At 71.8% G+C, this 25138-nt stretch carries 27 protein-coding genes; 10 read left to right on the plus strand and 17 right to left on the minus strand.

The features are described from left to right. Window positions 1-149: 149 nt before the first annotated feature. The 3 genes from tuf to JQC91_RS12770 form a co-directional block, all read right to left on the minus strand. The gene (tuf, locus tag JQC91_RS12760; protein ID WP_203287157.1) at window positions 150-1325 is read right to left on the minus strand and encodes an elongation factor Tu; all 1176 of its coding nucleotides are present in this window, start codon (window positions 1323-1325) and stop codon (window positions 150-152) included. Window positions 1326-1432: 107 nt separating this feature from the next. Continuing rightward, window positions 1433-1993, minus strand: a complete 561-nt coding sequence (locus JQC91_RS12765; RefSeq protein WP_203287180.1) for a hypothetical protein — start codon at window positions 1991-1993, stop codon at window positions 1433-1435. A 64-nt stretch (window positions 1994-2057) separates the two neighbouring features. Continuing rightward, complete coding sequence (locus JQC91_RS12770; protein ID WP_203287181.1) at window positions 2058-4394, minus strand: DNA topoisomerase IV subunit A; 2337 nt, start codon at window positions 4392-4394, stop codon at window positions 2058-2060. A gap of 183 nt (window positions 4395-4577) precedes the next feature. On the opposite strand from JQC91_RS12770, the gene JQC91_RS12775 reads away from it, so the two are divergent. The 6 genes from JQC91_RS12775 to JQC91_RS12800 all read left to right on the plus strand — a co-directional run bounded on the left by JQC91_RS12775 (window position 4578) and on the right by JQC91_RS12800 (window position 8645). Next, window positions 4578-5114, plus strand: a complete 537-nt coding sequence (locus JQC91_RS12775; RefSeq protein WP_203287182.1) for an SH3 domain-containing protein — start codon at window positions 4578-4580, stop codon at window positions 5112-5114. A 63-nt stretch (window positions 5115-5177) separates the two neighbouring features. Continuing rightward, window positions 5178-5996, plus strand: coding sequence for an SDR family NAD(P)-dependent oxidoreductase (locus JQC91_RS12780; RefSeq protein ID WP_203287183.1), 819 nt, complete (start codon window positions 5178-5180; stop codon window positions 5994-5996). A 44-nt stretch (window positions 5997-6040) separates the two neighbouring features. Continuing rightward, entirely contained in the window at window positions 6041-6244 is a 204-nt protein-coding gene (locus JQC91_RS12785) for a twin transmembrane helix small protein (RefSeq protein ID WP_203287184.1), read from the plus strand. Continuing rightward, window positions 6244-6816, plus strand: a complete 573-nt coding sequence (locus JQC91_RS12790; RefSeq protein ID WP_203287185.1) for a cob(I)yrinic acid a,c-diamide adenosyltransferase — start codon at window positions 6244-6246, stop codon at window positions 6814-6816. Before JQC91_RS12785 ends, JQC91_RS12790 begins: the two co-directional genes overlap by 1 nt. Before the next feature lie 144 nt (window positions 6817-6960). After that, a complete protein-coding gene (locus JQC91_RS12795) occupies window positions 6961-7719 on the plus strand; it encodes an electron transfer flavoprotein subunit beta/FixA family protein (RefSeq protein WP_203287186.1) in 759 nt (252 codons plus the stop codon). Continuing rightward, a complete protein-coding gene (locus tag JQC91_RS12800) occupies window positions 7719-8645 on the plus strand; it encodes an FAD-binding protein (RefSeq protein WP_203287187.1) in 927 nt (308 codons plus the stop codon). Before JQC91_RS12795 ends, JQC91_RS12800 begins: the two co-directional genes overlap by 1 nt. Before the next feature lie 137 nt (window positions 8646-8782). Here the strand turns inward: JQC91_RS12800 and JQC91_RS12805 are convergent, their stop codons facing one another. Further along, window positions 8783-9628, minus strand: a complete 846-nt coding sequence (locus JQC91_RS12805) for a DUF6473 family protein (RefSeq protein ID WP_203287188.1) — start codon at window positions 9626-9628, stop codon at window positions 8783-8785. Window positions 9629-9763: 135 nt separating this feature from the next. Between JQC91_RS12805 and JQC91_RS12810 the strand changes: the two genes are divergently transcribed. Further along, the gene (locus tag JQC91_RS12810; protein WP_203287189.1) at window positions 9764-10642 is read left to right on the plus strand and encodes a 3-hydroxybutyryl-CoA dehydrogenase; all 879 of its coding nucleotides are present in this window, start codon (window positions 9764-9766) and stop codon (window positions 10640-10642) included. On the opposite strand, the gene JQC91_RS12815 is transcribed toward JQC91_RS12810, so the two are convergent. From JQC91_RS12815 to JQC91_RS12845, 7 genes are all read right to left on the minus strand, one after another. Further along, a complete protein-coding gene (locus JQC91_RS12815; protein ID WP_203287190.1) occupies window positions 10639-11508 on the minus strand; it encodes a lysophospholipid acyltransferase family protein in 870 nt (289 codons plus the stop codon). The two genes, JQC91_RS12810 and JQC91_RS12815, sit on opposite strands and share 4 nt — an antisense overlap. 2 nt (window positions 11509-11510) lie before the next feature. Continuing rightward, a complete protein-coding gene (locus JQC91_RS12820; RefSeq protein ID WP_203287191.1) occupies window positions 11511-11780 on the minus strand; it encodes an HPr family phosphocarrier protein in 270 nt (89 codons plus the stop codon). A gap of 34 nt (window positions 11781-11814) precedes the next feature. Continuing rightward, the gene (locus JQC91_RS12825; protein WP_203287192.1) at window positions 11815-12213 is read right to left on the minus strand and encodes a PTS fructose transporter subunit IIA; all 399 of its coding nucleotides are present in this window, start codon (window positions 12211-12213) and stop codon (window positions 11815-11817) included. Next, complete coding sequence (gene rapZ / locus JQC91_RS12830; RefSeq protein WP_203287193.1) at window positions 12210-13154, minus strand: RNase adapter RapZ; 945 nt, start codon at window positions 13152-13154, stop codon at window positions 12210-12212. Before rapZ ends, JQC91_RS12825 begins: the two co-directional genes overlap by 4 nt. Window positions 13155-13163: 9 nt before the next feature. Beyond that, window positions 13164-13607, minus strand: coding sequence for a serine kinase (locus JQC91_RS12835; protein ID WP_203287194.1), 444 nt, complete (start codon window positions 13605-13607; stop codon window positions 13164-13166). 343 nt (window positions 13608-13950) lie between these two features. Continuing rightward, window positions 13951-15684 (minus strand): sensor N-terminal transmembrane domain-containing protein, encoded by a 1734-nt coding sequence (locus tag JQC91_RS12840; protein WP_203287195.1) that lies wholly within the window; start codon window positions 15682-15684, stop codon window positions 13951-13953. Between the two features lie 19 nt (window positions 15685-15703). After that, on the minus strand, window positions 15704-16405 hold the full coding sequence (locus tag JQC91_RS12845) for a response regulator transcription factor (protein WP_203287196.1): 702 nt from the start codon (window positions 16403-16405) through the stop codon (window positions 15704-15706). A 310-nt stretch (window positions 16406-16715) separates the two neighbouring features. Here JQC91_RS12845 and JQC91_RS12850 point away from each other — a divergent pair, with 310 nt between their 5' ends. Both JQC91_RS12850 and JQC91_RS12855 read left to right on the plus strand, forming a co-directional pair. After that, window positions 16716-18332, plus strand: coding sequence for a phosphoenolpyruvate carboxykinase (locus JQC91_RS12850; RefSeq protein ID WP_203287197.1), 1617 nt, complete (start codon window positions 16716-16718; stop codon window positions 18330-18332). A 36-nt stretch (window positions 18333-18368) separates the two neighbouring features. Next, window positions 18369-18881 (plus strand): DUF3859 domain-containing protein, encoded by a 513-nt coding sequence (locus JQC91_RS12855; RefSeq protein WP_203287198.1) that lies wholly within the window; start codon window positions 18369-18371, stop codon window positions 18879-18881. Here the strand turns inward: JQC91_RS12855 and JQC91_RS12860 are convergent. Continuing rightward, window positions 18878-19636 carry a sulfite exporter TauE/SafE family protein gene (locus JQC91_RS12860; protein WP_203287199.1) on the minus strand — a complete coding sequence of 253 codons (759 nt, stop codon included), beginning with the start codon at window positions 19634-19636 and terminating at the stop codon, window positions 18878-18880. The genes JQC91_RS12855 and JQC91_RS12860 overlap by 4 nt on opposite strands. Window positions 19637-19787: 151 nt before the next feature. Here JQC91_RS12860 and JQC91_RS12865 point away from each other — a divergent pair, with 151 nt between their 5' ends. Beyond that, window positions 19788-21461 (plus strand): acyl-CoA dehydrogenase family protein, encoded by a 1674-nt coding sequence (locus tag JQC91_RS12865; RefSeq protein WP_203287200.1) that lies wholly within the window; start codon window positions 19788-19790, stop codon window positions 21459-21461. A 54-nt stretch (window positions 21462-21515) separates the two neighbouring features. On the opposite strand, the gene recO is transcribed toward JQC91_RS12865, so the two are convergent. The 5 genes from recO to lepB all read right to left on the minus strand — a co-directional run bounded on the left by recO (window position 21516) and on the right by lepB (window position 25106). Continuing rightward, window positions 21516-22238 (minus strand): DNA repair protein RecO, encoded by a 723-nt coding sequence (gene recO, locus JQC91_RS12870; RefSeq protein WP_203287201.1) that lies wholly within the window; start codon window positions 22236-22238, stop codon window positions 21516-21518. 103 nt (window positions 22239-22341) lie between these two features. Further along, window positions 22342-22668, minus strand: a complete 327-nt coding sequence (locus JQC91_RS12875; RefSeq protein ID WP_203287202.1) for a DUF1491 family protein — start codon at window positions 22666-22668, stop codon at window positions 22342-22344. Further along, window positions 22665-23579: a GTPase Era gene (era, locus tag JQC91_RS12880; protein ID WP_203287203.1), complete on the minus strand. Its 915-nt coding sequence runs from the start codon at window positions 23577-23579 to the stop codon at window positions 22665-22667. The genes JQC91_RS12875 and era overlap by 4 nt, the downstream gene beginning before the upstream one ends. Before the next feature lie 46 nt (window positions 23580-23625). Beyond that, window positions 23626-24300, minus strand: coding sequence for a ribonuclease III (gene rnc / locus JQC91_RS12885; RefSeq protein ID WP_203287204.1), 675 nt, complete (start codon window positions 24298-24300; stop codon window positions 23626-23628). Window positions 24301-24302: 2 nt separating this feature from the next. Then, window positions 24303-25106 carry a signal peptidase I gene (lepB, locus tag JQC91_RS12890; RefSeq protein WP_203287205.1) on the minus strand — a complete coding sequence of 268 codons (804 nt, stop codon included), beginning with the start codon at window positions 25104-25106 and terminating at the stop codon, window positions 24303-24305. Window positions 25107-25138 lie beyond the last annotated feature (32 nt).

Genomic DNA, 25138 nt, shown 5'->3' on the forward strand with positions numbered 1-25138 from the left:
TCGGACGTCGGTCGTGCGACGCGCCGCCGGCAACGCGCGCCCGGACCACGGGACGGCGGGCGGCGGACCCATCCCCCTCGCGTGACAAAGGCCCCCGTGGGGGCCCTTGCGCTGCCGGAGCCTGACGATCCCCTGACGGGGATCGCAGGTCACTCGATGATTTTCGACACCACGCCTGCGCCGACGGTACGTCCGCCTTCGCGGATGGCGAAGCGCAGGCCCTGCTCCATGGCGATGGGCGCGATCAGTTCGACGCCGAAGGCCACGTTGTCGCCGGGCATCACCATCTCCGTGCCCTCCGCGAGGTTCACCGTCCCCGTCACGTCCGTCGTGCGGAAGTAGAACTGCGGCCGGTAGTTCGCGAAGAACGGCGTGTGGCGCCCGCCCTCCTCCTTGGTCAGGATGTAGGCCTCGGCCTCGAACTTCGTGTGCGGCTTCACCGAGCCGGGCTTGCACAGGACCTGCCCGCGCTCCACGCCCTCGCGGTCCACGCCGCGCAAGAGCGCGCCGATGTTGTCGCCCGCCTCGCCGCGGTCGAGCAGCTTGCGGAACATCTCCACGCCCGTGCAGGTCGTCTTGGTCGTGTCGCGGATGCCCACGATCTCGATCTCGTCGCCCACGTTGATCACGCCGCGCTCCACGCGCCCCGTCACCACCGTGCCCCGGCCCGAAATCGAGAACACGTCCTCGATCGGCATCAGGAACGGCTGGTCCACCGCACGCTCGGGCGTGTCGATGTACTCGTCGACCGCCGCCATCAGCTCCTTGATCTTCTCCTCGCCGATCTCGGGGTTGTTGCCCTCCATCGCCGCCAAGGCCGAGCCCGCCACGATCGGGATGTCGTCGCCCGGATACTCGTAGGAGGACAGAAGCTCGCGGATCTCCATCTCGACGAGCTCGAGCAGCTCCTCGTCGTCGACCTGGTCCACCTTGTTCATGAACACCACCATCTTCGGGATGCCCACCTGGCGCCCCAGAAGGATGTGCTCGCGCGTCTGCGGCATCGGGCCGTCGGCCGCGTTCACCACGAGGATCGCGCCGTCCATCTGCGCCGCACCCGTGATCATGTTCTTCACGTAGTCGGCGTGGCCGGGGCAGTCCACGTGCGCGTAGTGGCGCGCGTCCGTCTCGTACTCAACGTGCGCCGTCGAGATCGTGATCCCCCGCGCCTTCTCCTCGGGCGCCCCGTCGATCTGGTCATAGGCCTTGAAGTCACCAAAGTACTTCGTGATCGCCGCCGTCAGCGTCGTCTTGCCATGGTCCACGTGACCAATCGTGCCAATGTTCACGTGCGGCTTCGTCCGCTCGAATTTCGCCTTCGCCATAGCCTCGGCCCCATGTTGAAGGGGCCCCGCCGTTCACATGCTGGGGCCCCGGTTCCATCTCGCGGGCGCACATACGCACGGCGGGGGGCGATGGCAAGACGGCGGCGTCAGGCCGGGGGCGCGTCCAGCAGGTCGCGGCCCTCCCTGAGGATCCAGCGCTGGACCTTCGCGGCCATGTTCCGGGCGAGCGTCACCATCTGCTCGTCGGCGCCCTTGATCAGGCCCGTCCCGAGCAGAAGCGATTCCGCGCCCTCGAAGACCGAGAGCTGCTCGGGGCCGAGGACCTTGCGGCCCTCGCGCTCGGACCAGAGGTTGGCCGTCGCCACGAGGATCGACTTGGGCGTCAGCACGACGGGGATGCCCGGGGGCGCGAGCGCGTAGCCGTCGAGGGCGAGCGCCACGTGGAACGTCTCGGTCCCCTGGTAGACGCCGAAGCGCTTCTGGACCTCGGACTTCATTACCCGCTCCCAGTCCGCCGGCTCGGCCGGGCGGGAGGGGGGGATCCGCTTGATCTTGTCGGTGACGACGACGTTGAAGCCGAGGCGGAAGTCGCCCATGCCCGGAAGCTCCGTCCCGGCGATGGACGGGTCGCTCGCGTTGGAGCACCCCGCGACGAGGGCCGCGCCGCCGAGCATCGCGCCGAGGCGCCTGCGGGTGATGATGGTCATGGCGTCCCTCCCTCGGCCAGAGGGCTAGCCGAGGGGTCCGGGGCGGACAAGGTCGCCGCCCCGCTCAGGCCTCCGGCGGCGGGGCGAACCGGTTGTCGCGGGGGAAGCCGCGGGGCGCCATGCGCCCGGTCTGGCCGCGCATCCCCTTCCAGTCGAGGAGGTCCTGCTGGTGGCGGGTGCGCCCCCCGCTCTCGAGCCATCTCAGGCCGTCCTCGAAGCGCAGCACGCAGAGGTCCGACAGCCCGCCGTCCTTGTACTTCTGCAGGCGCACGCCCTTGCCGCGTGGCATCTCGGGCAGGTCCGTCAGCGGGAAGACCAGCATCTTGCGGTTCTCGCCGACGCAGGCGACGTGGTCGGCCCCCTCGGTCACGGGGACCGGGGCCAGCGCGGTCACGCCGTCGCGCAGGGTCAGCACGGCCTTGCCCGCGCGGCGGTTCGACAGGAACTCCTCCTCCGGGACGACGAACCCGTCGCCCGCCGAGGAGGCGAGCACGTGGCGGCGGCCCGGCTGGTGGACGAACATGTCCACGACCGACGCCTCCTGCGGCAGGTCCAGCATGAGGCGCAGCGGCTCGCCCATGCCGCGCCCGCCGGGCAGGTCCGAGGCGCGAAGCCCGTAGGCGCGCCCGTTCGAGCCCCAGAGGATCAGCTGGTCGGTGGTGTGGGCGTGGAAGGCGAGGTGCGGGCCGTCGCCGTCCTTGAACTTGAGCTGCTTGTCGAGCGGCTGATGCCCGTTCATCGCGCGGACCCAGCCCATCTGGGAGACGACGACGGTGACCGGCTCGCGGTCGATCATCGCCTCCAAGGGCACCTCCTCGACGGCGCCCGCCTCCTCGATGAGGGTGCGGCGGCGGCCCGCCTCGGTGGCCTTGCCGAAGGCCTTGCGCGTCTCGCGGAGTTCGGCGGCGATGGCCTTCCACTGGTTGTCGCCCGACTCCAGCAGGTCCTCGAGGCCCGCGCGCTCCTCCATGAGCGCGTCGCGCTCGCGGATGAGGGCCATCTCCTCCAGCCGGCGCAGGGCGCGCAGGCGCATGTTGAGGATGGCCTCGGCCTGCACCTCGGACAGCGTCTCGTCGCCGTCGTGGGGCAAGGGCGAAACGTAGTCGGATTCGTCCGTGGCGCGACGGTACGGCTCGCCCCACGGGGCGGCCATCAGCGCGGCCTTCGGCGCGTCGTCGTAGCGGATCACGTCGATCACGCGGTCGAGGTTCAGGTAGGCGAGGATGAAGCCCTCCAAGACCTCCAGCCGGTGGTCGATCTTGCCCAGCCGATGCTTGGAGCGGCGGACCAGCACCTCGCGGCGGTGGTCGAGGAAGGCCTGCAGCACCTCGCGGAGCGAGCAGACCTTCGGCGTCACGCCGTCGATCAGCACGTTCATGTTGAGCGGTACGCGCACCTCGAGGTCGGAGGTGCGGAACAGCGTCGCCATGAGCGTCGCCGGGTCCACGTTGCGCGAGCGCGGCTCGAGCACGATGCGGATGTCGTCGGCGCTCTCGTCGCGGACGTCGGCGAGGATCGGCACCTTCTTGGCGGTGATCAGCTCGGCCAGCTTCTCGATCAGCTTGGACTTCGGCACCTGATACGGGATCTCGGTGACGACGACCTGCCACTGGCCCTTGCCCAGATCCTCCGTCTCCCAGCGCGCGCGCAGGCGGAAGCCGCCGCGCCCGGTGCGGTAGGCGTCGAGGATGCTCCCGGACGGCTCGACCATGACGCCGCCGGTCGGGAAGTCGGGGCCGGGGACGTGCTCCAAGAGGGTCTCGTCGCGGGCGTTCGGCGCCTTGATGAGATGTAGGCAGGCCGCGATCAGCTCGTCGACGTTATGGGGCGGGATCGAGGTCGCCATGCCCACCGCGATGCCCGCCGCGCCGTTGGCGAGTAGGTTGGGGAAGGCAGCCGGAAGGACGACCGGCTCCTGCAGGGTGCCGTCGTAGTTGTCGCGGAAGTCGACCGCATCCTCGGCCAGCCCGTCGAGCAGCGCCTCGGCCGCGAGCGTGGGGCGGGCCTCGGTGTAGCGGGCCGCCGCCGGGTTGTCGCCGTCGACGTTCCCGAAGTTCCCCTGCCCGTCCACGAGCGGCGTGCGGATGGTGAAGTCCTGCGCGAGACGGGCCATCGCGTCGTAGATCGCGGCGTCGCCGTGGGGGTGGTAGTTGCCCATCACGTCGCCGGTGATCTTGGCCGACTTGCGGAAGGCGCCGTTCGAGCGCAGCCCCAGTTCGCGCATCGCGTAGAGAATGCGGCGGTGCACGGGCTTCAGCCCGTCGCGCGCGTCGGGCAGCGCGCGGTGCATGATCGTGCTCAGCGCGTAGGTCAGGTAGCGCGCGCCGATCGCGCGGCGCAGCGGCTCCGCCACGACGAGGCCATCGTTCGGGTCGCCCCGCGTGTCGTCCATGTCACTCATGCCAGATGGTGTATGTTCGCGGACCGTTCCCCACAAGGATACGGGGTAGGCCGAAGGGCGGGTTTCGGCTAGGGCTGTGGCGTGGGGGACTCGCCCGTGCCGTGGGGACGGCGCCGGGGAACTGCAGAGGCAGGTGGGAGGTTGTGTCTGCAACCTGCACCGCGTGACGATTGGGGGATCGAAATGTTCAAATGGGTCTTTACCCTGGCGGCCGGGCTCTATGCCGGCTTCGTCATCTACGGCCAGCCGGTGGACGGGCTGGGCGAGGCCAACGCCGCCCTGCCGGTGGCCGCCGCGACGACCGCGCAGGACGCGCAGGACCGCCCCGTCATCCTGACCGCGCAGCCCTCCGCCCCCGCCGTGACGCGGGCCGAGCCTGACACCGCGCTCCTCGCCGCCGCGTCGACCGCGTCCGGGGCCACCTTCTCCACGCAGCCGCGCCTCGTGGGCGAGCCGGTGACCGTCTCGCTGGTGCAGCCCGCCGCCGCCCCCGCCGAGACGCCCGCCGCGCTCGACGCGACCGGACCCCTCGTCCGCGTCACGGGCAGCCGGGTGAACATGCGCTCCGGGCCGGGCGTGGCCAACGGCGTGGTCGACAGCCTGCCGCGCGGCACCGTGGCCGAGGCGATCGGCGAGCCGGTCAGCGGCTGGCAGGAGATCCGCGACGTCGAATCGGGCCTGACCGGGTTCATGTCGTCGAACTTCCTCGAACCGGCCTAGGCCGATCCCCTTCCCGCATCCGGGCGCGCCGCAGGGCGCGCCCTTTTCGTGTCGGAGACCCCCATGCGCTCGATCCTGATCACCGGCTGCTCCTCGGGCATCGGCCTCGACGCCGCGCGCTCGCTGCGGGACCGCGGCTGGACGGTGCTCGCGTCGTGCCGGAAGGCTGAGGACTGCGCGCGGCTGGCGGGCGAGGGGTTCGCCGCGCCCCGGATCGACTACGAGGACGCGGCCTCGATCGAGAGCGGCTGGGCCGAGGCGATGGAGGCCACCGGCGGGACGCTCGACGCGCTGTTAAACAACGGGGCCTACGCGATCCCCTCGCTGGTGGAGGACCTGCCGGTCGAGGCGCTCCGCGCGATCATGGAGGCCAACTTCCTCGGCTGGCACGACCTGACGCGTCGGGCGATCCCGGTGATGCGGGCAGGGGGCGCGGGGCGGATCGTGCAATGCTCGTCGGTGCTGGGCTACGCCGCGACGCCGTGGCGGGGGGCCTACGTCTCGACCAAGTTCGCGCTGGAGGGCTACTCGGACGCGCTGCGGATGGAGGTGGCGCCCCACGGCATCCACGTGTCGCTCGTCGAGCCCGGCCCGATCCGCACGGCGTTCCGGCGCAACGCGCTCGCGCAGTTCCGCCGCTGGATCGACTGGGAGACCTCGCCCAACCGCGCCACCTACGATCGCCTGCTAGAGCGTCAGAGCTCGGACGCGCAGGACCGGTGGGAGCTCGGCCCCGAGGCCGTGACGGCGGCGGTGGTCCACGCCGTCGAGGCGCCGCGCCCGCGCACCCGCTACCGCGTCACCGTGCCCGCCCACGGCGCTGCGTGGATGCGCCGCGCCCTGCCCGACCGCCTGCTGGACCGAATCCTGTCGTCATCCTGAGGGCGGCGCGCTAGGTCGCCCCGCACGCGACCAACGGAGACGACATGGCCGACGATCCCCTCTTCTACGTCGTGGCGGGCGCCTGCCTCGTGGTGGTGGTCATCCTGATGACCGGCATCGGCGGCTTCGCCAAGGGCGGCGAGTTCAACCGCAAGCACGCCAACCGCCTGATGCGCTGGCGGATCGTCGCGCAGTTCGTCGCCGTGCTGCTGCTGCTCGGCTTCGTCTGGCTGCGGGGCCGCACCTGATGGTCGTGCTGTCGAAGATCTACACGCGCACCGGCGACAAGGGCACGACCGCCCTGGGCGACGGGAGCCGGGTGGCCAAGGGCGCGCAGCGGGTCGAGGCCTACGGCACGGTGGACGAGGCGAACGCCACCGTCGGGCTGGCCCGCCTCCATGCGGAGGGCGACATGGACGCGGCCCTCGCCCGCATCCAGAACGACATGTTCGACCTCGGCGCGGACCTCTGCCGCCCGGACCCGTCGAAGGACGCCGAGGCCGAGTACGCGCCGCTCCGCATGGTGGAGGCGCAGGTCGAGCGGCTGGAGGCCGAGATCGACGCGATGAACGAGGCGCTGGAGCCGCTCCGGTCCTTCGTGCTGCCGGGCGGATCGGCGCTGGCGGCGCACCTGCACCTGTGCCGCACGGTGACGCGGCGGGCCGAGCGGCTTGCGACGGAACTGGCCGTGCGCGAGGACGTGACCGAGCCCGCCGTGCGCTACCTCAACCGGCTTTCGGACTGGTTCTTCGTGGCCTCGCGCATCGCCAACGACGACGGGCGGGCGGACGTGCTCTGGGTGCCGGGCGCGAACCGCTAGGGCCCGCAGATCCATCCGAAGGCTTCGCCAGCCGGTGACGTTCACGTCAAACGTTGCGTCGGCGGCCGCCCCTGCGTCGTTTTCCGCCTGTCTCGCCGCGCGCGCCCGCGCTAGACCCGGCGCGAACGAATGGAGGAGTCCGCCATGAAGGTGCTCGTGCCCGTCAAGCGGGTCATCGACTACAACGTGAAGGTGCGCGTGAAGGCCGACGGGTCGGGCGTGGACCTCGCCAACGTCAAGATGTCCATGAACCCCTTCGACGAGATCGCCGTCGAGGAGGCCATCCGCCTCAAGGAGAAGGGCGCCGCCGAGGAGGTGGTCGCCGTCTCGATCGGCACCGCCAAGAACCAGGAGACGCTGCGCACGGCGCTGGCGATGGGCGCGGACCGCGCCATCCTGATCGAGGCCACGGACGACGTGCACTTGGACATCGAGCCGCTGGCGGTGGCCAAGCTGCTCAAGGCCGTCATCGACGAGGAGCAGCCGGGCCTCGTGATCGCGGGCAAGCAGGCCATCGACAACGACATGAACGCGACCGGCCAGATGCTGGCCGCGCTGCTCGGCTGGTCGCAGGCGACCTTCGCCTCGGAGGTGGAGATCGGGGACGGATCGGCCAAGGTCACGCGCGAGGTCGACGGCGGCCTGCAGACCATCGAGGTGAAGATGCCCGCCATCGTGACCGTGGACCTGCGCCTCAACGAGCCGCGCTACGCCTCGCTGCCCAACATCATGAAGGCCAAGAAGAAGCCGCTCGACACCAAGACGGCGGCCGATCTGGGCGTCGACGTCGCGCCCCGGCTGGAGATCGTGAAGACCTCCGAGCCGGAGTCGCGCAAGGCGGGCGAGATGGTCGCCTCGGTCGACGAGCTGGTCACGAAACTCAAGGAAGCGGGGGCGGTCTGATGGCGGTTCTTCTCGTCGCCGAGGTCTCGAACGGCGAACTCAACATGGACGCGACGGCAAAGGCGCTGACGGCGGCCAAGCAACTGGGCGACGTGCACGTGCTCTGCGCGGGCGCCAACGCGTCGGCCGCGGGCGAGGCGGCGTCGAAGCTGGACGGCGTGGCCAAGGTGCTGGTCGCCGAGGACGCCTCGCTGGGCCACCGCCTCGCCGAGCCGACCGCCGCGCTGATCGCGGGGATGGCGGGCGACTACGGCCACATCGTCGCGCCCGCGACGACGGACGCCAAGAACGTGATGCCCCGCGTGGCCGCGCTGCTCGACGTGATGGTGCTGTCGGACGTGACCGGCATCGTGGACGCCGACACGTTCGAGCGCCCGATCTACGCGGGCAACGCGGTCCAGACGGTGAAGTCCTCGGACGCCACCAAGGTGATGACGATCCGCACCTCGACCTTCGACGCCGCCCCCGAGGGCGGGTCGGCGGCTGTCGAGACCGTGGCCGTGGGCGAGAATCCGGGCCTGTCCTCGTGGGTCGAGGACAAGGTGGCCGAGAGCGACCGGCCGGAGCTGACCTCCGCCGGGATCGTGGTCTCGGGCGGGCGCGGGATCGGGTCGGAGGACGACTTCAAGATCGTCGAGGCGCTGGCCGACAAGCTGGGCGCGGCCGTCGGCGCGTCGCGCGCGGCGGTCGACTCGGGCTACGCGCCCAACGACTGGCAGGTCGGCCAGACCGGCAAGGTCGTGGCGCCGGACCTCTACATCGCGGTCGGCATCTCGGGGGCGATCCAGCACCTCGCGGGGATGAAGGACTCGAAGGTGATCGTCGCGATCAACAAGGACGAGGAGGCCCCGATCTTCCAAGTGGCCGATTACGGCCTCGTGGCGGACCTCTTCACCGCCGTGCCGGAGCTGACAAGCAAGCTCTGACCCGCGCGCGCGGGCATGGCGACGGACGAGATGCGAAGGCCCGCCCCCGTGGCGGGCCTTCCGCCGTCCTGCCGTTCGCGTCGGGCGGCCGCGCGCCCTCCGCCCCGCCCGGGCGGCCCGGTCCGTCCGCGCCCGCGCTAGGCGGCGCGGCCCGTCCGCATCCCGACGCCCAAGCCCTCCAGCGCCTCGCCGAGCCGGGCGGCCACCAAGGCGTGGCCCGCCGCGCCCAGCATCTCCTCGGCGGCGGCCTCACCGCCCGGCGGCACGTCCAGCCCGAGGGGATCGTCGCGCCCGTAGCGCCCCGAGAGGTCGACCTCGACCACGGCATCCGCCATCTGCGCGACGCGGTCCACCATGGCGCGCGTCACGAAGAGCGGCTCCGTCCCGAGGTCGGCGCACGAGCCCGGCGCGTAGCCCGTGGTCCAGAGCAGGACGCGCGGGCCGGGGAGGCGGTGGAGCATCAGCCGCATCCGCGCGACCCACGCCGCCTCGAGCTCGCGGATGACGAGGGGGAACTTGCCCGGCGCCGCGCGGGACAGGTCGAGCAGCATGTGGCGGACGAAGGCGAACTCGGTGAAGTCGATGTCGCCGTAGAGGTTCCCCAGAACCTTGGAGTGGCGCAGGAAGCGGTCGTTCCGGCGGGGATGCACGGTGTAGAAGCGGTTCGACAGCAGATGCGCGCCCATCACCTGCACCACGCTGGCCGAGGCGCGGGCCACGTGGTCGAGCACCGCCTCGTCCTGCACGAAGACGTCGAGGCCCGCGTTCTGCACGCCGAGGTTGGCCACCGGCATCCTCAGCCGCCCGGCGAGGCGGTCGCAGAACGGCTCGGGCGCGAAGCGGCCCCGCACCTCCGCCCCGCCGATCACCGCGACGTGGGGCGCGTCCGGATCGGGCAGCGGCGCGCGCAGCCGGAGCGCCGTCCCCGGCAGGACGTGGCCGAAGGTCTCCTCCCCCGGCAGGTCGGACGGCTCGAAACTCATGCGGACCCCCTGATTCGTCTGGTCCCCGCCACGCTGCGCGCCGCCGCCTTGCCAAATCCTCAATGCTCGAATGCCACCTAATTGCGGATGCCCCGCGCCCCTGTCATGCAAGGGTCGACCGGACCGGAGGATCCCATGGACATCCGCACGATCGGCGTCGTGGGCGCCGGCCAGATGGGCAACGGCATCGCCCATGTCTGCGCCTTGGCGGGCTACGACGTGGTGCTGACGGACGTGAGCGCGGACGCGCTGGCGGCCGCGCGGGCTACGATCGAGCGCAACATGGCCCGGCAGGTCGAGAAGGGCCGCGTGCCCGAGGCCGACCGCGACGCGGCGCTCGCGCGGATCACCGGCACGGGCACCCTGACAGACCTCGCCTCGGCCGACCTCGTGATCGAGGCGGCGACGGAGAAGGAGGCGATCAAGCACGCGATCTTCGCCGAGCTCGTGCCCGCGCTGGGGCCGGACACGATCCTGACGTCGAACACGTCGTCGATCTCGATCACCCGCCTCGCGGCCGCGACGGACCGGCCCGAGCGGTTCATGGGCTTCCACTTCATGAACCCCGTGCCGGTGATGCAGCTGGTCGAGCTGATCCGGGGGATCGCCACCTCCGACGAGACCTACGAGGCCTGCCGCGGCGTGGTGGACCGGCTGAACAAGACGGCCGCCGTGGCCGAGGACTACCCCGCCTTCATCGTCAACCGCGTCCTGATCCCGATGATCAACGAGGCCTGCTACACGCTCTACGAGGGCGTGGGCAACGTGGCCTCCATCGACAAGGCGCTGAAGCTGGGCGCGAACCACCCGATGGGGCCCTTGGAGCTGGCCGACTTCATCGGGCTCGACACCTGCCTCGCCATCATGAACGTGCTGCACGACGGGCTGGCGGACACCAAGTACCGGCCCTGCCCGCTCCTCGTGAAGTACGTCGAGGCCGGCTGGCTGGGCCGCAAGGCGGGGCGCGGGTTCTACGACTACCGGGGCGAGGGCGACCCGGTCCCGACCCGCTAGAGCGCCAGCGTCCGCGCCCGGAGCCACGCCATGAACGCGCGCGGGTCGCCGGCCCGCTCCGCCCAGGCCGACGGCGGGATCGGCTCGCCCACCACGGGCGCCTGCGCCTTGTCCAGCGCGTGCACCACCTCGTGCAGCAGGAGCCCCTGCCGCAGCGTCGCCGAGACGAGGTTGGCGATCTGGTAGGCGCGGCTGTTCTGCCCCGTGAAGCGGATCGGCACGACCGTCGCCCCGGACGAGCGGATCAGCTTGGCGGTGAAGGGCGACCACGCCCCCTCCTCGGCCGCGCCGAAGGGCGTCCGCGCCGCCGCCACGGCCCCCGACGGGAACAGGGCCACCACGCCGCCCGCCGCGAGCTGCGCGCGCGCCATGTCCCGCGCCGCGAGGTTGCCGCGCAGCGCCTCCGCCTCGTGGGCGAAGGGCACGGGGATCATGAACCGCTCGATCTCGGGGATGCCGGTCAGCAGGGACCGCGTCATGATCCGGTAGTCCGTCCGCACCCGCCCGATCAGGTTGGCGAGCGCCATCCCGTCCACCAGCCCGTGGGGATGGTTCGCCACCACGATCACGGGCCCGCGCGCCGGGATGCGCGCGATCCGGTCCGCCGGGGTCCGCAGGTCGATGCCCATCACCCGGAAGGCGTGGTCGAAGAAGCCCTGCCCGTGCTCCACGCCCTCGCTCTCGAACCGGCGGATCAGGCGCAGGAGCCGCACCTTCCCCGTCGCCCACTCCATCCCCCGGATCACGCGGGCGCGCAGCGGGTCGTCGAAGGTCGAGGCGTAGGACAGCCGCTTCACGTCGTAGGGCACGTAGCCCGGGACGGCCTCCGGCAGGTCGGGCGGCGCGACGGTGCGGGGCGCGTTCATCGTCACATCCCCTCGCCGAAGCGGTCGGCCACCAGCGCGGCGAGCGCCTCCATCGCGGGCTCCGCGTCGGGGCCGGCGGTCTCGACCTCGATCTCGGTGCCCTTGTGGGCGGCGAGCATCAGCAGGCCCATGATCGAATCCCCCGCCGCGTCCAGCCCGTCCTTGCGCACGGTGGCGGTGGCGTCGAACCGCTCGACGCACTCGGCGAACTTGGCCGACGCGCGCGCGTGCAGGCCCTTCTCGTTGACGATCTGAAGCACCCTGCGCGCCATGTCCCCTCCCCCGCCCGTGCCTCCCCGCACGGGTTCACGCGGCGGGCGCGGGCCCTTGCGCGACGTCCATGTAACGGGTTCCGGCGGCCTTGGCCAACGCCACGGCCTCCGCCACCGGCTTGGCGCGGGAGCGTGCCAGCTTAATGAGCGCGGGCAGGTTGGCCCCGAAGAAGATCACCCGGTCGCGCGCCGCGCAGGCGGGCAGCGAGAGGTTCGAGGGCGAGCCGCCGAAGATGTCGGTCACCACCACCACGCCGTCGCCTTGGTCGACCGCGTCGGCGGCCCCGCAGATCTCGCGCTCCTTGGCGGCGCGGTCGCACGAGGCGCCCACCGAGATGGCGCGTACCCCGTCCTGGGGCCCGATCACGTGCTCCACGGCGCGACGGTATTCCTCGGCGAGGCCCCCGTGGGCCACGATCACGATGCCGATCATCTCGTCCCCTTCCGGCCCGGCGCGCGCCCCGTCCCCCCGACGGCCCGCTCCAGGTCACGATGACGAATAGACACCCGCCACCCGTCCGCCGCAAGGGCGGCGCCGAGCGTTTCCGCAACGGCAACGGACCTGTGACGTCCGCCGGTGCAGCCGAGCCCCAGCGTCAGGTAGGCCCGCCCCTCGGCCCGGTGCGCGGGCAGCACCTCCCGCACGAGGGCGACGAGCTTCTCGAAGAACGGGGCGAAGCGGGGATCGGCGGCCACGTGCGCGCGGACGGGGGCGTCCAGCCCCGTGAGCGGGCGCAGCGCCTCGACCCAGTGCGGGTTCGACAGGAACCGCAGGTCGATCATCATGTCGAGCCCGCGCGGCGCGCCGCGCTTGTAGCTGAAGCTCTCGACCTGAAGCGACAGGCCCTGCCCCGCCTGCCCGAACATCTCGCCCAGGCGCGCCTTGAGGTCGTGCGGCGAGAGACGCGACGTGTCCACGATGTCGTCGGCGCGGTCCATCAGCGGGGCGAGGAGTGCCCGCTCGCGCGCGATGCCCCGCTCCGGGTCGCCGCCGGGAGACAGGGGGTGGCGCCGCCGCGACTCGGAGAAGCGGCGCAGCAGCACCTCGGGGTCGGCGTCGAGATAGACGAGCCGCACGGTCGCCCCCCCGGCCCGCAGGTCGCCGACCGCCGCGCCGAGCGCGTCCGCCGTGACCCCCCGGGTCGAGAGGGCGAAGCCCAACGCCACGCGGCGCGGCGTGCCCGCCTCCGGCTCCACCACGCGACCGAGGAGGCCCAAGGGCATGTTGTCGATGGCCTCGAAGCCGAGATCCTCCAGCGCGTGGATCGCCGTCGTGCGGCCCGCGCCGGAGGGGCCGGTCACGAGCACGACGTCGTCCCTGCGGCCGGTTTCCCCGTCCGCCGCCGTCGTGCCCGTGATCTCCACCGCGCCCATGGCCCGCAGCTAGGGTGCGCGGGGCGGCGCGGGAAGGGGATCACGGGCTTGTGCGCGCAGCCAGAGCAGCGCCTTGGCCGCCAGATCCGGCGTCGCCGGGTGGCGCAGGAGCGGGACGGGGCGTCCGAGGAGCGGCTCCGTCGCGTCCGGCGGCATCCGCGCGGGCGCGGGCTCGAGGCGCAGGATCCCGGCCACGGGCGCGGCCGCCGCGAGCGGGACCGGAACGACGCCCCACCCCCGCACCTCGATCCCCGCGATCGCGGCGGGCAGGGCGGCGGCCACGACCCCGGCGCCGTCCGCCTCGACCACGACGAGGTCGTCCGCGATCAGCCCCGCCCCCAACGCCACCATGCCGGCCGCGACGGAGGACTTCCCGCTCCCGCTCGGCCCCACGATCAGGAGGGCGCGGCCCGAGGCGGCGACGGCGGTGGCGTGGAGGGAGGCGGACGGCATGGCGACGGACTAGCGGGCGGGGGGGAGGCACGGAAGCCCGAGGCGGCGGGAAGAGGCGGGGCGGTCGCGCGGGGCGATGCGGCCCCGTCCGCGCGCCTCGGCTGGCGCCGAGGCCCGGCGGGGGGCCGGACCGGACGGCGGTGAAGGCGGGGTGGCCGGGGCGGCGTCCGCCGATCGCGGCTCGGATGCACCGGCCGGACCGCGCCGCGCTGTTGCTCGCGCCCGCGACCGCGCGGGGGCCGGTCCGTCCGCGCCGGACCCTCGCTCCCGCGAACGCGGACGGGCCGCCCCGGAGGACGGCCCGTCAGGCGGTCGGACCCGTCCGGGCCCGGTCCGGAGAGGATCAGAGTGGGAGGCCCACCACGAAGCGCGCACCCAAGGGGTCGGAGGCCGCGTCCACCTCGGTCGGGCGGATGTTCTCGGCCCAGATCACGCCGCCATGCGCCTCCACGATCTGCTTGGAGATCGCGAGGCCGAGGCCGGAATGGTCGCCGAACTGCTGCTCGGGGCGCTCGGAGTAGAAGCGGTTGAAGATCTTGTGCAGCGCGCTGTCGGGGATGCCGGGGCCCGTGTCCTCGACCACGACGAGGACGCGGTTGTCGCGGCGGCGCATCCACACGCGGACGGCGTCGCCCTCTTGGCTGAAGGACAGGGCGTTGGTGATGAGGTTGACGAAGACCTGCGCGAGCCTCGCCTCGAGGCCCATGATCTGCACCGGCACCTCGGGCAGGTCCGTGATGAAGTCCACGCCCTGCGCCGACGCCTCCTCGGCATGGTAGACCGCGAGGTTGCGGACCAGCTTCACGAGGTCGAAGGGCTCCTCCTCCTCCTTGACCAGCTCGCTGTCGAGGCGGGAGGCGTTGGAGATGTCAGAGACGAGGCGGTCGAGGCGACGCACGTCGTGCTCGATCACGTCGAGCAGGCGCCCGCGCTGCTCCTCCGTCTTGGCGAGCCGCATCGTCCCCACGGCGGAGCGCAGGCTAGCCAGCGGGTTCTTGATCTCGTGGGCCACGTCCGCCGCGAACTGCTCGTTCGAGTCGATCCGGTCGTAGAGCGCGCCGACCATGCCGCGCAGCGCGCCCGACAGGCGCCCGATCTCGTCGGGGCGGGCCGTCAGGTCGGGGATGCGCACCCGTTGGGGCGACATCTTGCGGGCGTTCTTGTCCCGCCCCAGTTCGGCGGCTTGGGCGAGGTCGGCCAGCGGGTTCGCGATGGTCGACGCGAGGAGCAGCGACAGGCCGGTCGAGATCAGGATCGCGATCACGAACATCTGCAGGAGCTGCTCGCGCTCGGCGCGGACCAGCGCGTCGATCTCGCCCGCGCCCGTGGTCACCGCGATCATGCCGAGCACGGTGCCGCCGGCCTCGATCGGGGTGGCGACGGTATGGGCGGGACCGCCGTCGACGACGTCCTTGCGGATCGCCATCCCGCCCGGCCCGGCGGCCGCGGCCGCCGCGGCGGCGACCTCGGCCACGGGGGTGGCGGGCGCGTCGGTGGCGATCCATCCGGCCAACGCCTCCCAGACGCCCGCGAGGAAGCTGGTGATGAAGGTCGTGCGCGCGACGGGCGCGTCGAGCCCCGCCACGGCGGGCGGGTCGCCGACGCCCGAGGCCTGCGCCACGAGGGTGCCGCCGGTGTCGAACACGTGGACCTCGGCCCCAGCGGGCAGGTCCACGCCCGCGAGGACCTCGCGCGCGTCCACCCCGTCGCCGGAGGCGAGCGAGACCGGGGCGCCCGCCGGCAGCGAGGCCTCGAACACGTCGGCGACGAGCTGGGCCTCGCTGACGAGGGCGAGCTCGCGCTGGTGCACGAGGCTGTCGCGCGACGGGTTCAGGAACAGCACCCCGACCACGAGGAGCAGGATGGCGAGCAGGTTGAACAGGATGATCTTGCGCGCCAGCGGCGAGCGGTCGAGCGAGATCAGGCCGCGGCGGCGGCGGGCATGGGCGAGCTCCGCCTCGACGGTGCCCTCGGGGGCCTCCCAGTCCTCGCCGAGCACGACCTCGCCGCCCTCCACCACGTCGGTGGAGCGCCGGCGGGGCCGCCGCGTCGGCGCGGCCTCCACGGGTCCGTCCATGTCCGCCAAGGCGTTCACGTCATTCCTCGTTGTAGCGGTAGCCGATGCCGTAGAGCGTCTCGATGGCCGAGAACTCGGGGTCGACGGAGCGCATCTTCTTGCGCAGGCGCTTGATGTGGCTGTCGATCGTGCGGTCGTCGACGTAGACCTGATCGTCGTAGGCCACGTCCATCAGCTGGTCGCGCGACTTCACGAAGCCGGGACGCTGGGCGAGCGCCTGCAGCAGCAGGAACTCGGTCACGGTGAGGGTGACGTCGTCGCCCTTCCACTTCACCGCGTGGCGCAGCGGGTCCATCGAGAGCGAGCCGCGGACCATCGCCTGCGTCTCCTCGGGGGTCTCCGTCGCGTCGGAGGCGACGGCCTCCTGACGGCGGAGGATGGCGCGGATGCGCTCGACGAGGAGGCGCTGGGAGAACGGCTTGCGGACGTAGTCGTCCGCGCCCATCCGCAGGCCGAGCACCTCGTCGATCTCGTCGTCCTTGGAGGTCAGGAAGATGACCGGCACCGAGGACTTCTGGCGGAGCCGCTGGAGCAGGTCCATGCCGTCCATGCGGGGCATCTTGATGTCGAACACGCCGAGGTCCGGCATGTCGCGGGAGAAGGCGTCGAGCGCCGACTGGCCGTCGTTGTAGGTCGAGACCTCGAAGCCCTCGGCTTCCAGCGTCATGGAGACGGAGGTCAGGATATTCCGGTCGTCATCGACGAGCGCGATCTTGGACATCGCCTGTTTCCTTCTGTGCTGCCCGGCCGCCTTGGGGCGACGCCTATTTTTGGGCGTATCCTTTCCAATCGGACCCGACCGGGCAAGCGTTATCGCGAATCACCCGGCCGATGGGCCGAACTGTGGCGTTCCTGCATTGCTCAACCGTTAACGTCGGGGCGCGCACCGGTCCGCTCACGAAGCTCCACCGGTCACTCGTTAGCGTAAACATCTTTCCGTTAGCGCAACCAGAAGGTGGTCCGGCCGAACCGGACCCGCAGATCGTGCGTCCTGCATCCGGACGACGATCCGGCACCGGAGGAGACAGGCGATGGCCCTCGACGCGACGACCCCCACGGGGCGGGTGAACCCCGACCATACCTTGGCCCACCAAGGCTTCTCCGACCTCGGGGCGGTGCACTACAACCTGCTGGAGCCGGCCCTGATCCAGAACGCGATCTGCGGCGGGGAGGGCACGCTCGGCCAAGGCGGCACGCTGCTCGTGGAGACCGGCAAGTTCACCGGCCGCTCCCCCAAGGACAAGCACGTCGTGCGCACCCCCTCGACCGAGGACCACGTCTGGTGGGAGACCAACGCGGCGATGGAGCCGGACGCCTTCGACCGCCTCCATGCCGACATGCGCGCGCACGTGAAGGGCCGCGAGCTCTACGTGCAGGATCTCTACGGCGGCGCGGACCCGTCCCACCGCCTCGACGTCCGGGTCATCACTGAGCTGGCATGGCACTCCCTGTTCATCCGCCACCTCCTGCGCCGTCCCGAGCGCGCCGAGCTGGACGGCTTCGTGCCCGAGTTCACGATCCTCAACTGCCCGTCCTTCAAGGCCGACCCGGAGCGCCACGGCTGCCGCTCCGACACGGTCATCGCGATCAACATCGACGCCAAGACGATCCTCATCGCGGGCACCGAGTATGCGGGCGAGAACAAGAAGTCGGTCTTCACCCTGCTGAACTGGCTGCTCCCCGAGAAGGGCGTCATGCCGATGCACTGCTCGGCCAACCACGCCCCCGACGACACGTCCAACACGGCCGTGTTCTTCGGCCTGTCGGGCACCGGCAAGACCACGCTGTCCGCCGATCCCGACCGCGTCCTGATCGGCGACGACGAGCACGGCTGGTCCGACGACGGCGCATTCAACTTCGAGGGCGGCTGCTACGCCAAGACGATCGGCCTCACCCGCGAGGCGGAGCCGGACATCTTCGACACCTGCGAGATGTTCGGCACCGTGATCGAGAACATGGTCTTCGACCCCGAGACCCGCGCCCTCGACTTCGAGGACGACTCGCTGACCGCGAACATGCGGTGCGCCTATCCGCTCAAGGCAATCAAGACCGCCTCCGAGAGCGGGCGCGGCGGCCACCCGACCCACGTGGTCATGCTGACCTGCGACGCGTTCGGGGTGCTGCCCCCGATCGCCCGGCTCAGCGACGCGCAGGCGATGTATCACTTCCTGTCGGGCTTCACCTCCAAGGTCGCGGGGACCGAGCGCGGCGTGACGGAGCCGACGCCCACCTTCTCCACCTGCTTCGGGGCGCCCTTCCTGCCGCGCCGCCCCGAGGTCTACGGCAACCTGCTCCGCGAGAAGATCGCGCAGCACGGGTCGGAGTGCTGGCTGGTCAACACCGGCTGGACCGGCGGCGCCTACGGCACCGGGGAACGGATGCCGATCAAGGCGACCCGCGCGCTGCTCCGGGCCGCGCTCGACGGGACGCTGTCGAAGGGACGCTTCCGCAGGGACCCGAACTTCGGCTTCGACGTGCCCACCGCCTGCCCCGGCGTCGACGACGCCCTGCTCGATCCCCGCGGGACGTGGGCCGACAAGGACGCCTACGACGCGCAGGCCGCCAAGCTCGTAGCCATGTTCACAGAGAACTTCGCCCAGTACGAGCACGCGCTCGACGCGGAGACCCGCCAAGCCGCGCTCGGCTGACTGGACACGCTCTGGGCCGGGGGCGAGGGTGCGAAGATGCGCGCCCTCACCCTCCTGCTCTGCCTCGCGGGCCTGCCCGCCGCGGCCCAGGTCCGCCTGGTCGAGGCGGGGGTCGTCTGTCCCGGCGAGCGGGACGGCGTCCCCACGGCGGCCCCCGGCACGGAGGCGGGGTTCATCACCTCCATCGAAGAGGGGATCGCCTTCGACCTGCCCGATCGCGTCGTGCCGGTGATGGAGAAGCTGTCCTTCGGCATCCGGGTGGGCCTCAAGGACGGCGCGCCGCTCCTGCCGATCCGCGTGGTGACGACGCATCCGCCGATGGGGCCGCGCGGCGTCACCCGGCAGACCTACGAGAGCGACCTCGCCCCCGGCGCGGCGTCGCTGCGCATCTACACGTTCGACCACGGCTACGAGATGGTCGAGGGCCGCTGGACCTTCGCCATCGAGGCGCTGTCCGGCGACGTGCTGCTCGAGGTGCCGTTCGACGTGGTGGGCCGGTTCGGCAACGCGCGGGTGGACGCCGTCTGCCTCGGGAACCTGTCGTCCTAGCCCATGATCCCCTTGCGGATCAGGTTCACCCCCGCGATCACGAGGACCACGAGCGTGACCCGGCGGAACAGGTCTTGGTTCATGCGGTCCTGCAGCCTGAAGCCGATCCACATGCCGATCACCGCCGGGACCAGCAGCGCCGCCGAGAACGGCGCCGTCTCCGCGTTGAGCAGCCCCGAGCGGAGGTGCCCCGCCACGAGCGCCACCGACCCCGCGCCGTAGATCACGCCCTGCACCACCATCTGCCGCGCCTTGGGGGTGTCGATGGCCAAGAGGTAGAGCACCGTCGTCGGCCCCCACGTCCCCGCCAGCCCCCCGAGGATGCCGGAGATCAGGCCGATGCCCCATTCCGCCGCCACGTGCAGGCGGCGCGGGATCGAGAGGCGGACGCCCGTCAGCTGGATCACCGACAGGAGCACCACCGGCACTCCCAGCACGAAGTAGAAGGCCCGCGGGGACAGGTAGGCGACGAACTGCGCCGTCACGAAGATCGCCACCACGACCGTGACGATGTAGCGCCAGTGGTGCCGCGAGGCGTCCAGCGCGGGGCGCACGCCCTGCCGCAGCACCTGCATGCCGTTCGTGACCAGCACCGGGATCAGCAGGCCGGCCAGCGCGACGGGCGGGGGCAGGAAGGAGGACAGGCCCGAGACCATGATCAGGGGCAGCGCGAAGCCGATGGCCCCCTTGATCGTCCCCGCCGCCAGCGCGAGACCCAGCGCGAGGGTCCAGTCGAGGGGGGTGAGCGCGTCCATCCGCCCTCCCCTACCCGCCTCCCCGCCGCCCCGCGACGGAAATCGCGCGCGACACGATTGCGGCTTGTCTGACCTAAGGTGCGCAACTAAGTTTCGCTGCAACTGCAAACAGGCCGTCCCACGTCTCGGCGATTCGACAGGAGACCCTCCGATGCCCCATGACGGCGCCATGCCCGCCTTCGCCGACGCGCCCCTCCTCGCCGACCTGCGCGCCCTGACCGGTCCGGCCGTCGCCGCGGCCGAGGCCCATCTCGCCGCCTGCCGAGCCTCGGTCTCGGCCCTCGTCCGCCCCGACGGCGGCGTCGATCCGGCCCTGCTGGACCGCCACCAGACCGCCGCCCACGCCCTTGCATGGACGGCCACCTACGTGGAGGCGCTGCGCCAGCTCGACGGCTGGGCGACGCGGCTGGAGGCGGAGGACGCCTTCGGCGAGGTCGAGGCGCTGATCCTGCAGGTCGCGTTCGGCGAGTACCTCTGGCAGCTCTACGGCGGCCTGCCGATGGGCCAGTCCGAGATCGTCCGCCCGCAGGACATGGGGCTGAGCCAAGAGGACCAGCGCGCGCTGATGGCGCCGGAGGTCATGCGCCTGACCCAGGAGGGCAACACCCCCGCCGCCCGCGCCCGCCTCGCCCGCCTGATCCGCGACGGGGCGACCCCCGCCACGGGGCTGGACGACGAGATGGAGATGATCCGCGACCAGTTCGCCCGCTGGGCCGCCGACAAGGTCACGCCCCACGCCCACGAATGGCACCTCAAGGACGAGCTGATCCCGATGGACGTCATCGACGAGATGGCGGAGTTGGGCGTGTTCGGCCTGACCATCCCCGAGGAGCACGGGGGCCTCGGCCTGCCCAAGGCGGCGATGTGCGTGGTCTCCGAGGAACTGTCGCGCGCCTATATCGGCGTGGGGAGCCTCGGCACCCGGTCCGAGATCGCGGCCGAGCTGGTGCTCGCGGGCGGGACGGAGGCGCAGAAGGCCAAGTGGCTGCCGCGCCTCGCCTCCGGCGAGACGCTGCCCACCGCCGTGTTCACCGAGCCGAACACCGGCTCCGACCTCGGCGCGCTCAAGACCCGCGCGGTGCGCGACGGGGGCGACTGGTCCGTCACCGGGGCCAAGACGTGGATCACCCATGCCGCGCGGACCCACGTGATGACCGTTCTGGCCCGGACCGAGCCGGGGACGGAGGACTGGCGCGGCCTGTCCATGTTCCTCGCCGAGAAGACGCCGGGCACCGACGCCGCGCCCTTCCCGGACGAGGGGCTTTCGGGCGGCGAGATCGAGGTGCTCGGCTACCGGGGGATGAAGGAGTACACGCTCTCCTTCGACGGCTTCCGCGTCGATGGGGACAACCTGCTGGGCGGCGAGACGGGCCAAGGCTTCAAGCAGCTCATGCAGACCTTCGAGTCCGCCCGCATCCAGACCGCCGCCCGCGCCGTGGGCGTGGCGCAGAACGCGCTGGATCTCAGCCTCGCCTATGCCGAGGACCGCGCCGCCTTCGGCAAGCCCATCGCGGAGTTCCCGCGCGTGGCCGACAAGATCGCCATGATGGCCGTCGAGATCGCGGTGGCGCGCCAGATCACCTACTTCTCGGCCCGCGAGAAGGACGAGGGGCGGCGCTGCGACCTCGAGGCGGGGATGGCCAAGCTGCTGGCCGCCCGCGTGGCGTGGTCGGCGGCGGATGCGGCGCTGCAGATCCACGGCGGCAACGGGTTCGCGCTCGAATATCCGATCAGCCGGGTGCTCTGCGACGCGCGCATCCTGTCGATCTTCGAGGGCGCCGCCGAGATCCAAGCGCAGGTCATCGCCCGCCGCCTGCTGGCGTGATGGGGTAGAACCCCATCCTACCGGCGCGCCCTCGCGGCGATGTAGGATGGGGTTTCACCCCATCTTCGCCTCGCGCCCCACCGCCCGGACGAAGCGGTCCCGCGCCGCCGGGACCGGACGGCCCATCTGCTCGGCGATCCGCTCGAGGAAGTGACCCGTCGTCCTGAGCGCGGCCGCCACGCCCTCCAGCGTCGCCTCGCCCCCGGCCAGCACCTCCGGCAGCGGAAGCAGCCGGTCCTCGTAGCCCACCGCCGCGCCCGCGCTGACCGCGCGCCCCGTGCGCGGGGACACGTGGGTCAGCGCCCCCTGCCCGCCCGCCGCGCAGGTGGACAGGTCCATCCCGAAGCCCGCCGCCTCCAGCAGCGCCACCTCGAAGGCCACGTAGCCGGGCAGCCACCCCTCGTTCGCCGCGATCGCGTCGCACAACTCGTCGGTCAGCGTGGCGAGCGACGGCACCGCCTCCCGTTCCGGCAGGGCGTAGGCGGTGAGCGCGCAGGTGGAGGACAAGGCGGCGAGGCGGAGCGGGTCGCCCATCACCACCCCGGCGCGGCCCTTCACCAGCTCCAAGGCGAAGGAGCCCATGTGCCCCTCCAGCCGCGCGCGCCATGCGACGGAGACGCGGTTGCCCGGCAGCAGCACGGGTTTCATGCGCCGCGAGATGCCGCCATGCACCACGGCCGTCCACCGCCCCCGCGCGGGGGTCAGCACGTCCACGATGGCCGCCGTCTCCCCGTGGGGGCGGGCGGCCAGAACGGTGCCTTCGTCACGCCAATCCATGCGGGGAATATAGGGATCGCGGCTGCGCCGCGCACGGGATCGCGGCCTCGTCCGGCGGGAAATATCCCGGGGGGAGGTCCGCGGGGCCGGGGGCAGCGCCCCCTCAGGCCAAGGACTCGTCGTCCAGCAGGTGCCGCCCCTTGGGATCCTCCACCTCGACGACCCAGAGGTCGGGGTCGAACCCCGCCTGCCGCCGGACGGCGTCGGCTGCCTCGGCCTCGGTCCCCTCGGCCAGCACGACCCAGCGGCGGTCCCCGGTCATCAGGTCGAACGACCGCTGGTAGAGCGTGGCCCGCCCATCCATCGTCGCCACGGTCACGAGGACGGCGCCGTTCTCCGCGTCGCCGCGGCGGACGACATGGGCGAAGGCGCCTTCCTGCTCGATCCGGCGGCGGTAGGCGTCGACCCAGAGGGAGGTGGCGAGGCTCAAGCGCCGTCCTTGAAATCGAGGCCCATCGCGTCGAACCGCTCGGCCTCGTCCAGCCAGTTCGGGCGGACCTTCACCTGCAGGAAGAGGTGGACCCGCCGGTCGAGGAAGCCCTCGAGCTCCTCGCGCGCGGCCTTGCCCACGGCCTTCACCGTCTCGCCCTTGTTGCCCAGCACGATGCCCTTGTGACCGTCGCGCTGGACGTAGATCAGCTGGTCGATCCGGACGGACCCGTCCTTGCGCTCCTCCCAACCCTCCGTCTCGACGGTCAGCTGGTAGGGCAATTCCTGATGCAGGCGCAGCGTCAGCTTCTCGCGCGTGATCTCGGCGGCGATCATGCGGGTGGGCAGGTCCGCGATCTGGTCCTCGGGGTAGAGGTAGGGGCCCTCGGGCATCGCCTCGGCCAGCGCGGCCTTGAGCGCGGGCACGCCATGGCCCTTCTCGGCGGAGATCATGAACGTCTGCGCGAAGGGGCGGCGGGCGTTGAGGTCCGCCGTCAGGCCGAGCAGCACCTCGGACTTCACGCGGTCGATCTTGTTGATGGCCAGCCAGACGGGGGTGTCGCCCGCCCGCTCGTCCAAGCCGTCGAGGATCGCCTCCACGCCCTCGGTCACGCCGCGATGCGCCTCGACCATCAGGACGATCACGTCGGCGTCCGCCGCCCCGCCCCACGCGGCCGCGACCATCGCGCGGTCGAGGCGGCGGCGCGGGCGGAACAGGCCGGGCGTGTCGACGAAGACGATCTGGGAGCGGCCCTCCATCGCGACGCCGCGGATGCGGGCGCGGGTGGTCTGGACCTTGTGGGTGACGATGGAGACCTTGGCCCCCACCATCGCGTTGAGCAGCGTGGACTTGCCCGCGTTGGGCTCGCCGATGAGCGCGGCGAAGCCGGCGCGGGTGGGGGCGTCTGTCATGGGCGCCACATAGGCGAGGTCGCGGGGCGTGTGTAGGGCGCCCGCCCTACAGGTCGTCCAGCAGCGCCTGCGCCGCCGCCTGCTCGGCCGCGCGCTTGGACGTGGCCTCGCCCCGCGCCGCGCGCCCGTCCTGCAGCTTGGCCTCGATCACGAAGCAGGGCGCGTGGTCCGGCCCGGTCCGGTCCACCACCGCGTAGGACGGGGGGGCCATCTTCCGCCCCTGCGCCCATTCCTGCAGCGTCGTCTTGGCGTCGCGCGCGTCCTCGGCCACGCCGTCGACCCGGTCGCCCCAGAGCCGCAGGATCAGGTCGCGCGCCGCCTCCAGCCCGGCGTCGAGGTAGACGGCGGCGATCAGCGCCTCCATCCCGTCCGCCAAGAGCGCCGCCTTGCGCCGCCCGCCCGACATCCGCTCGGACCGCCCCAGCTTGAGCACGGCGCCGAGGTCGATCTGTCCCGCCACGTCGGCGCAGGCCTCCTTGCGCACCAGCGCGTTGAAGCGGGGCGCCAGCTGCCCCTCGGCGGCGTCGCGGTCGTCGGCCATCAGGCGCTGGGCCATCACGAGGCCCAGCACCCGGTCCCCGAGGAACTCCAGCCGCTCGTTCGACGGGCGCGCGCCGCCCGCGAAGGAGGAGTGGGTCATCGCCCGCACGAGGAGGTCCGGGTCCGCGAAGTCGTGCCCGATCCGGTCTTGGAAGGCGGCGAGGTCGGCGGAGAGCTTCACGCTCAGACGATCTCCTCGAAGAAGCGGTCGAGGCGCCACGTCCAGAAGTAGATCATGCGGCTGCCCGCGGAGGAGAAGATCACCCGGTCGGCGCGTCCGATGAGGTTCTCGTAGGGCACGAAGCCCACGCCCCCGCCGCCCTGCACCCGGCTGTCGCCCGAGTTGTCGCGGTTGTCGCCGAGGAAGAAGTAATGCCCCTCCGGCACCGTGTAGAGCGGCGTGTTGTCCGCGCGGGGATCGGAGCGGTTGTCGCGGATGTCGAGGATGGAGTGGGAGAGGCCGTTGGGCAGGGTCTCGATGAAGCGGGCCTTGAGGCAGGTGCCGCCGAGGCCCACGGGCTCGTTGGCGCAGGCCGGCAGGCGGCCCTGCGGGCCCTGCGGCTCCTTGATCTCGGCGAAGGGCTCCACGGCCTCCTGCGGGGCGGCGACGCCGTCGATGAACAGGACGCCGTCCTTGAGCTGGACCGTCTCGCCCGGCAGGCCGACGACGCGCTTGATGAAGTCCTGCCCGTTGCCCGGATGCCGGAACACGATGACGTCGCCGCGCTCGGGCTCGGAGCCGAGGAGGCGGCCCGAGAAGGGGCACATCGAGAACGGGCAGGAATGGCGGGAGTAGCCGTAGGCCATCTTGTTGACGAACAGGAAGTCGCCGATCAGCAGCGTGTCCTTCATCGACCCCGAGGGGATCCAGAACGGCTGGAACAGGAGGGTGCGAAAGAGGCCGGCGATGACCAGCGCCCAGAGCACGGTCTTGAGGGTCTCCAAGAGGCCCTCCTCCTTCTGCTTCGACTTCGAGAAGATCGCCATCCGCACCCCTCCGCCGGGCCTGTCCCCGCCCG

The organism is Jannaschia sp. Os4, assembly GCF_016820245.1.
In the GTDB taxonomy this organism is placed as follows: Bacteria; Pseudomonadota; Alphaproteobacteria; order Rhodobacterales; family Rhodobacteraceae; genus Jannaschia.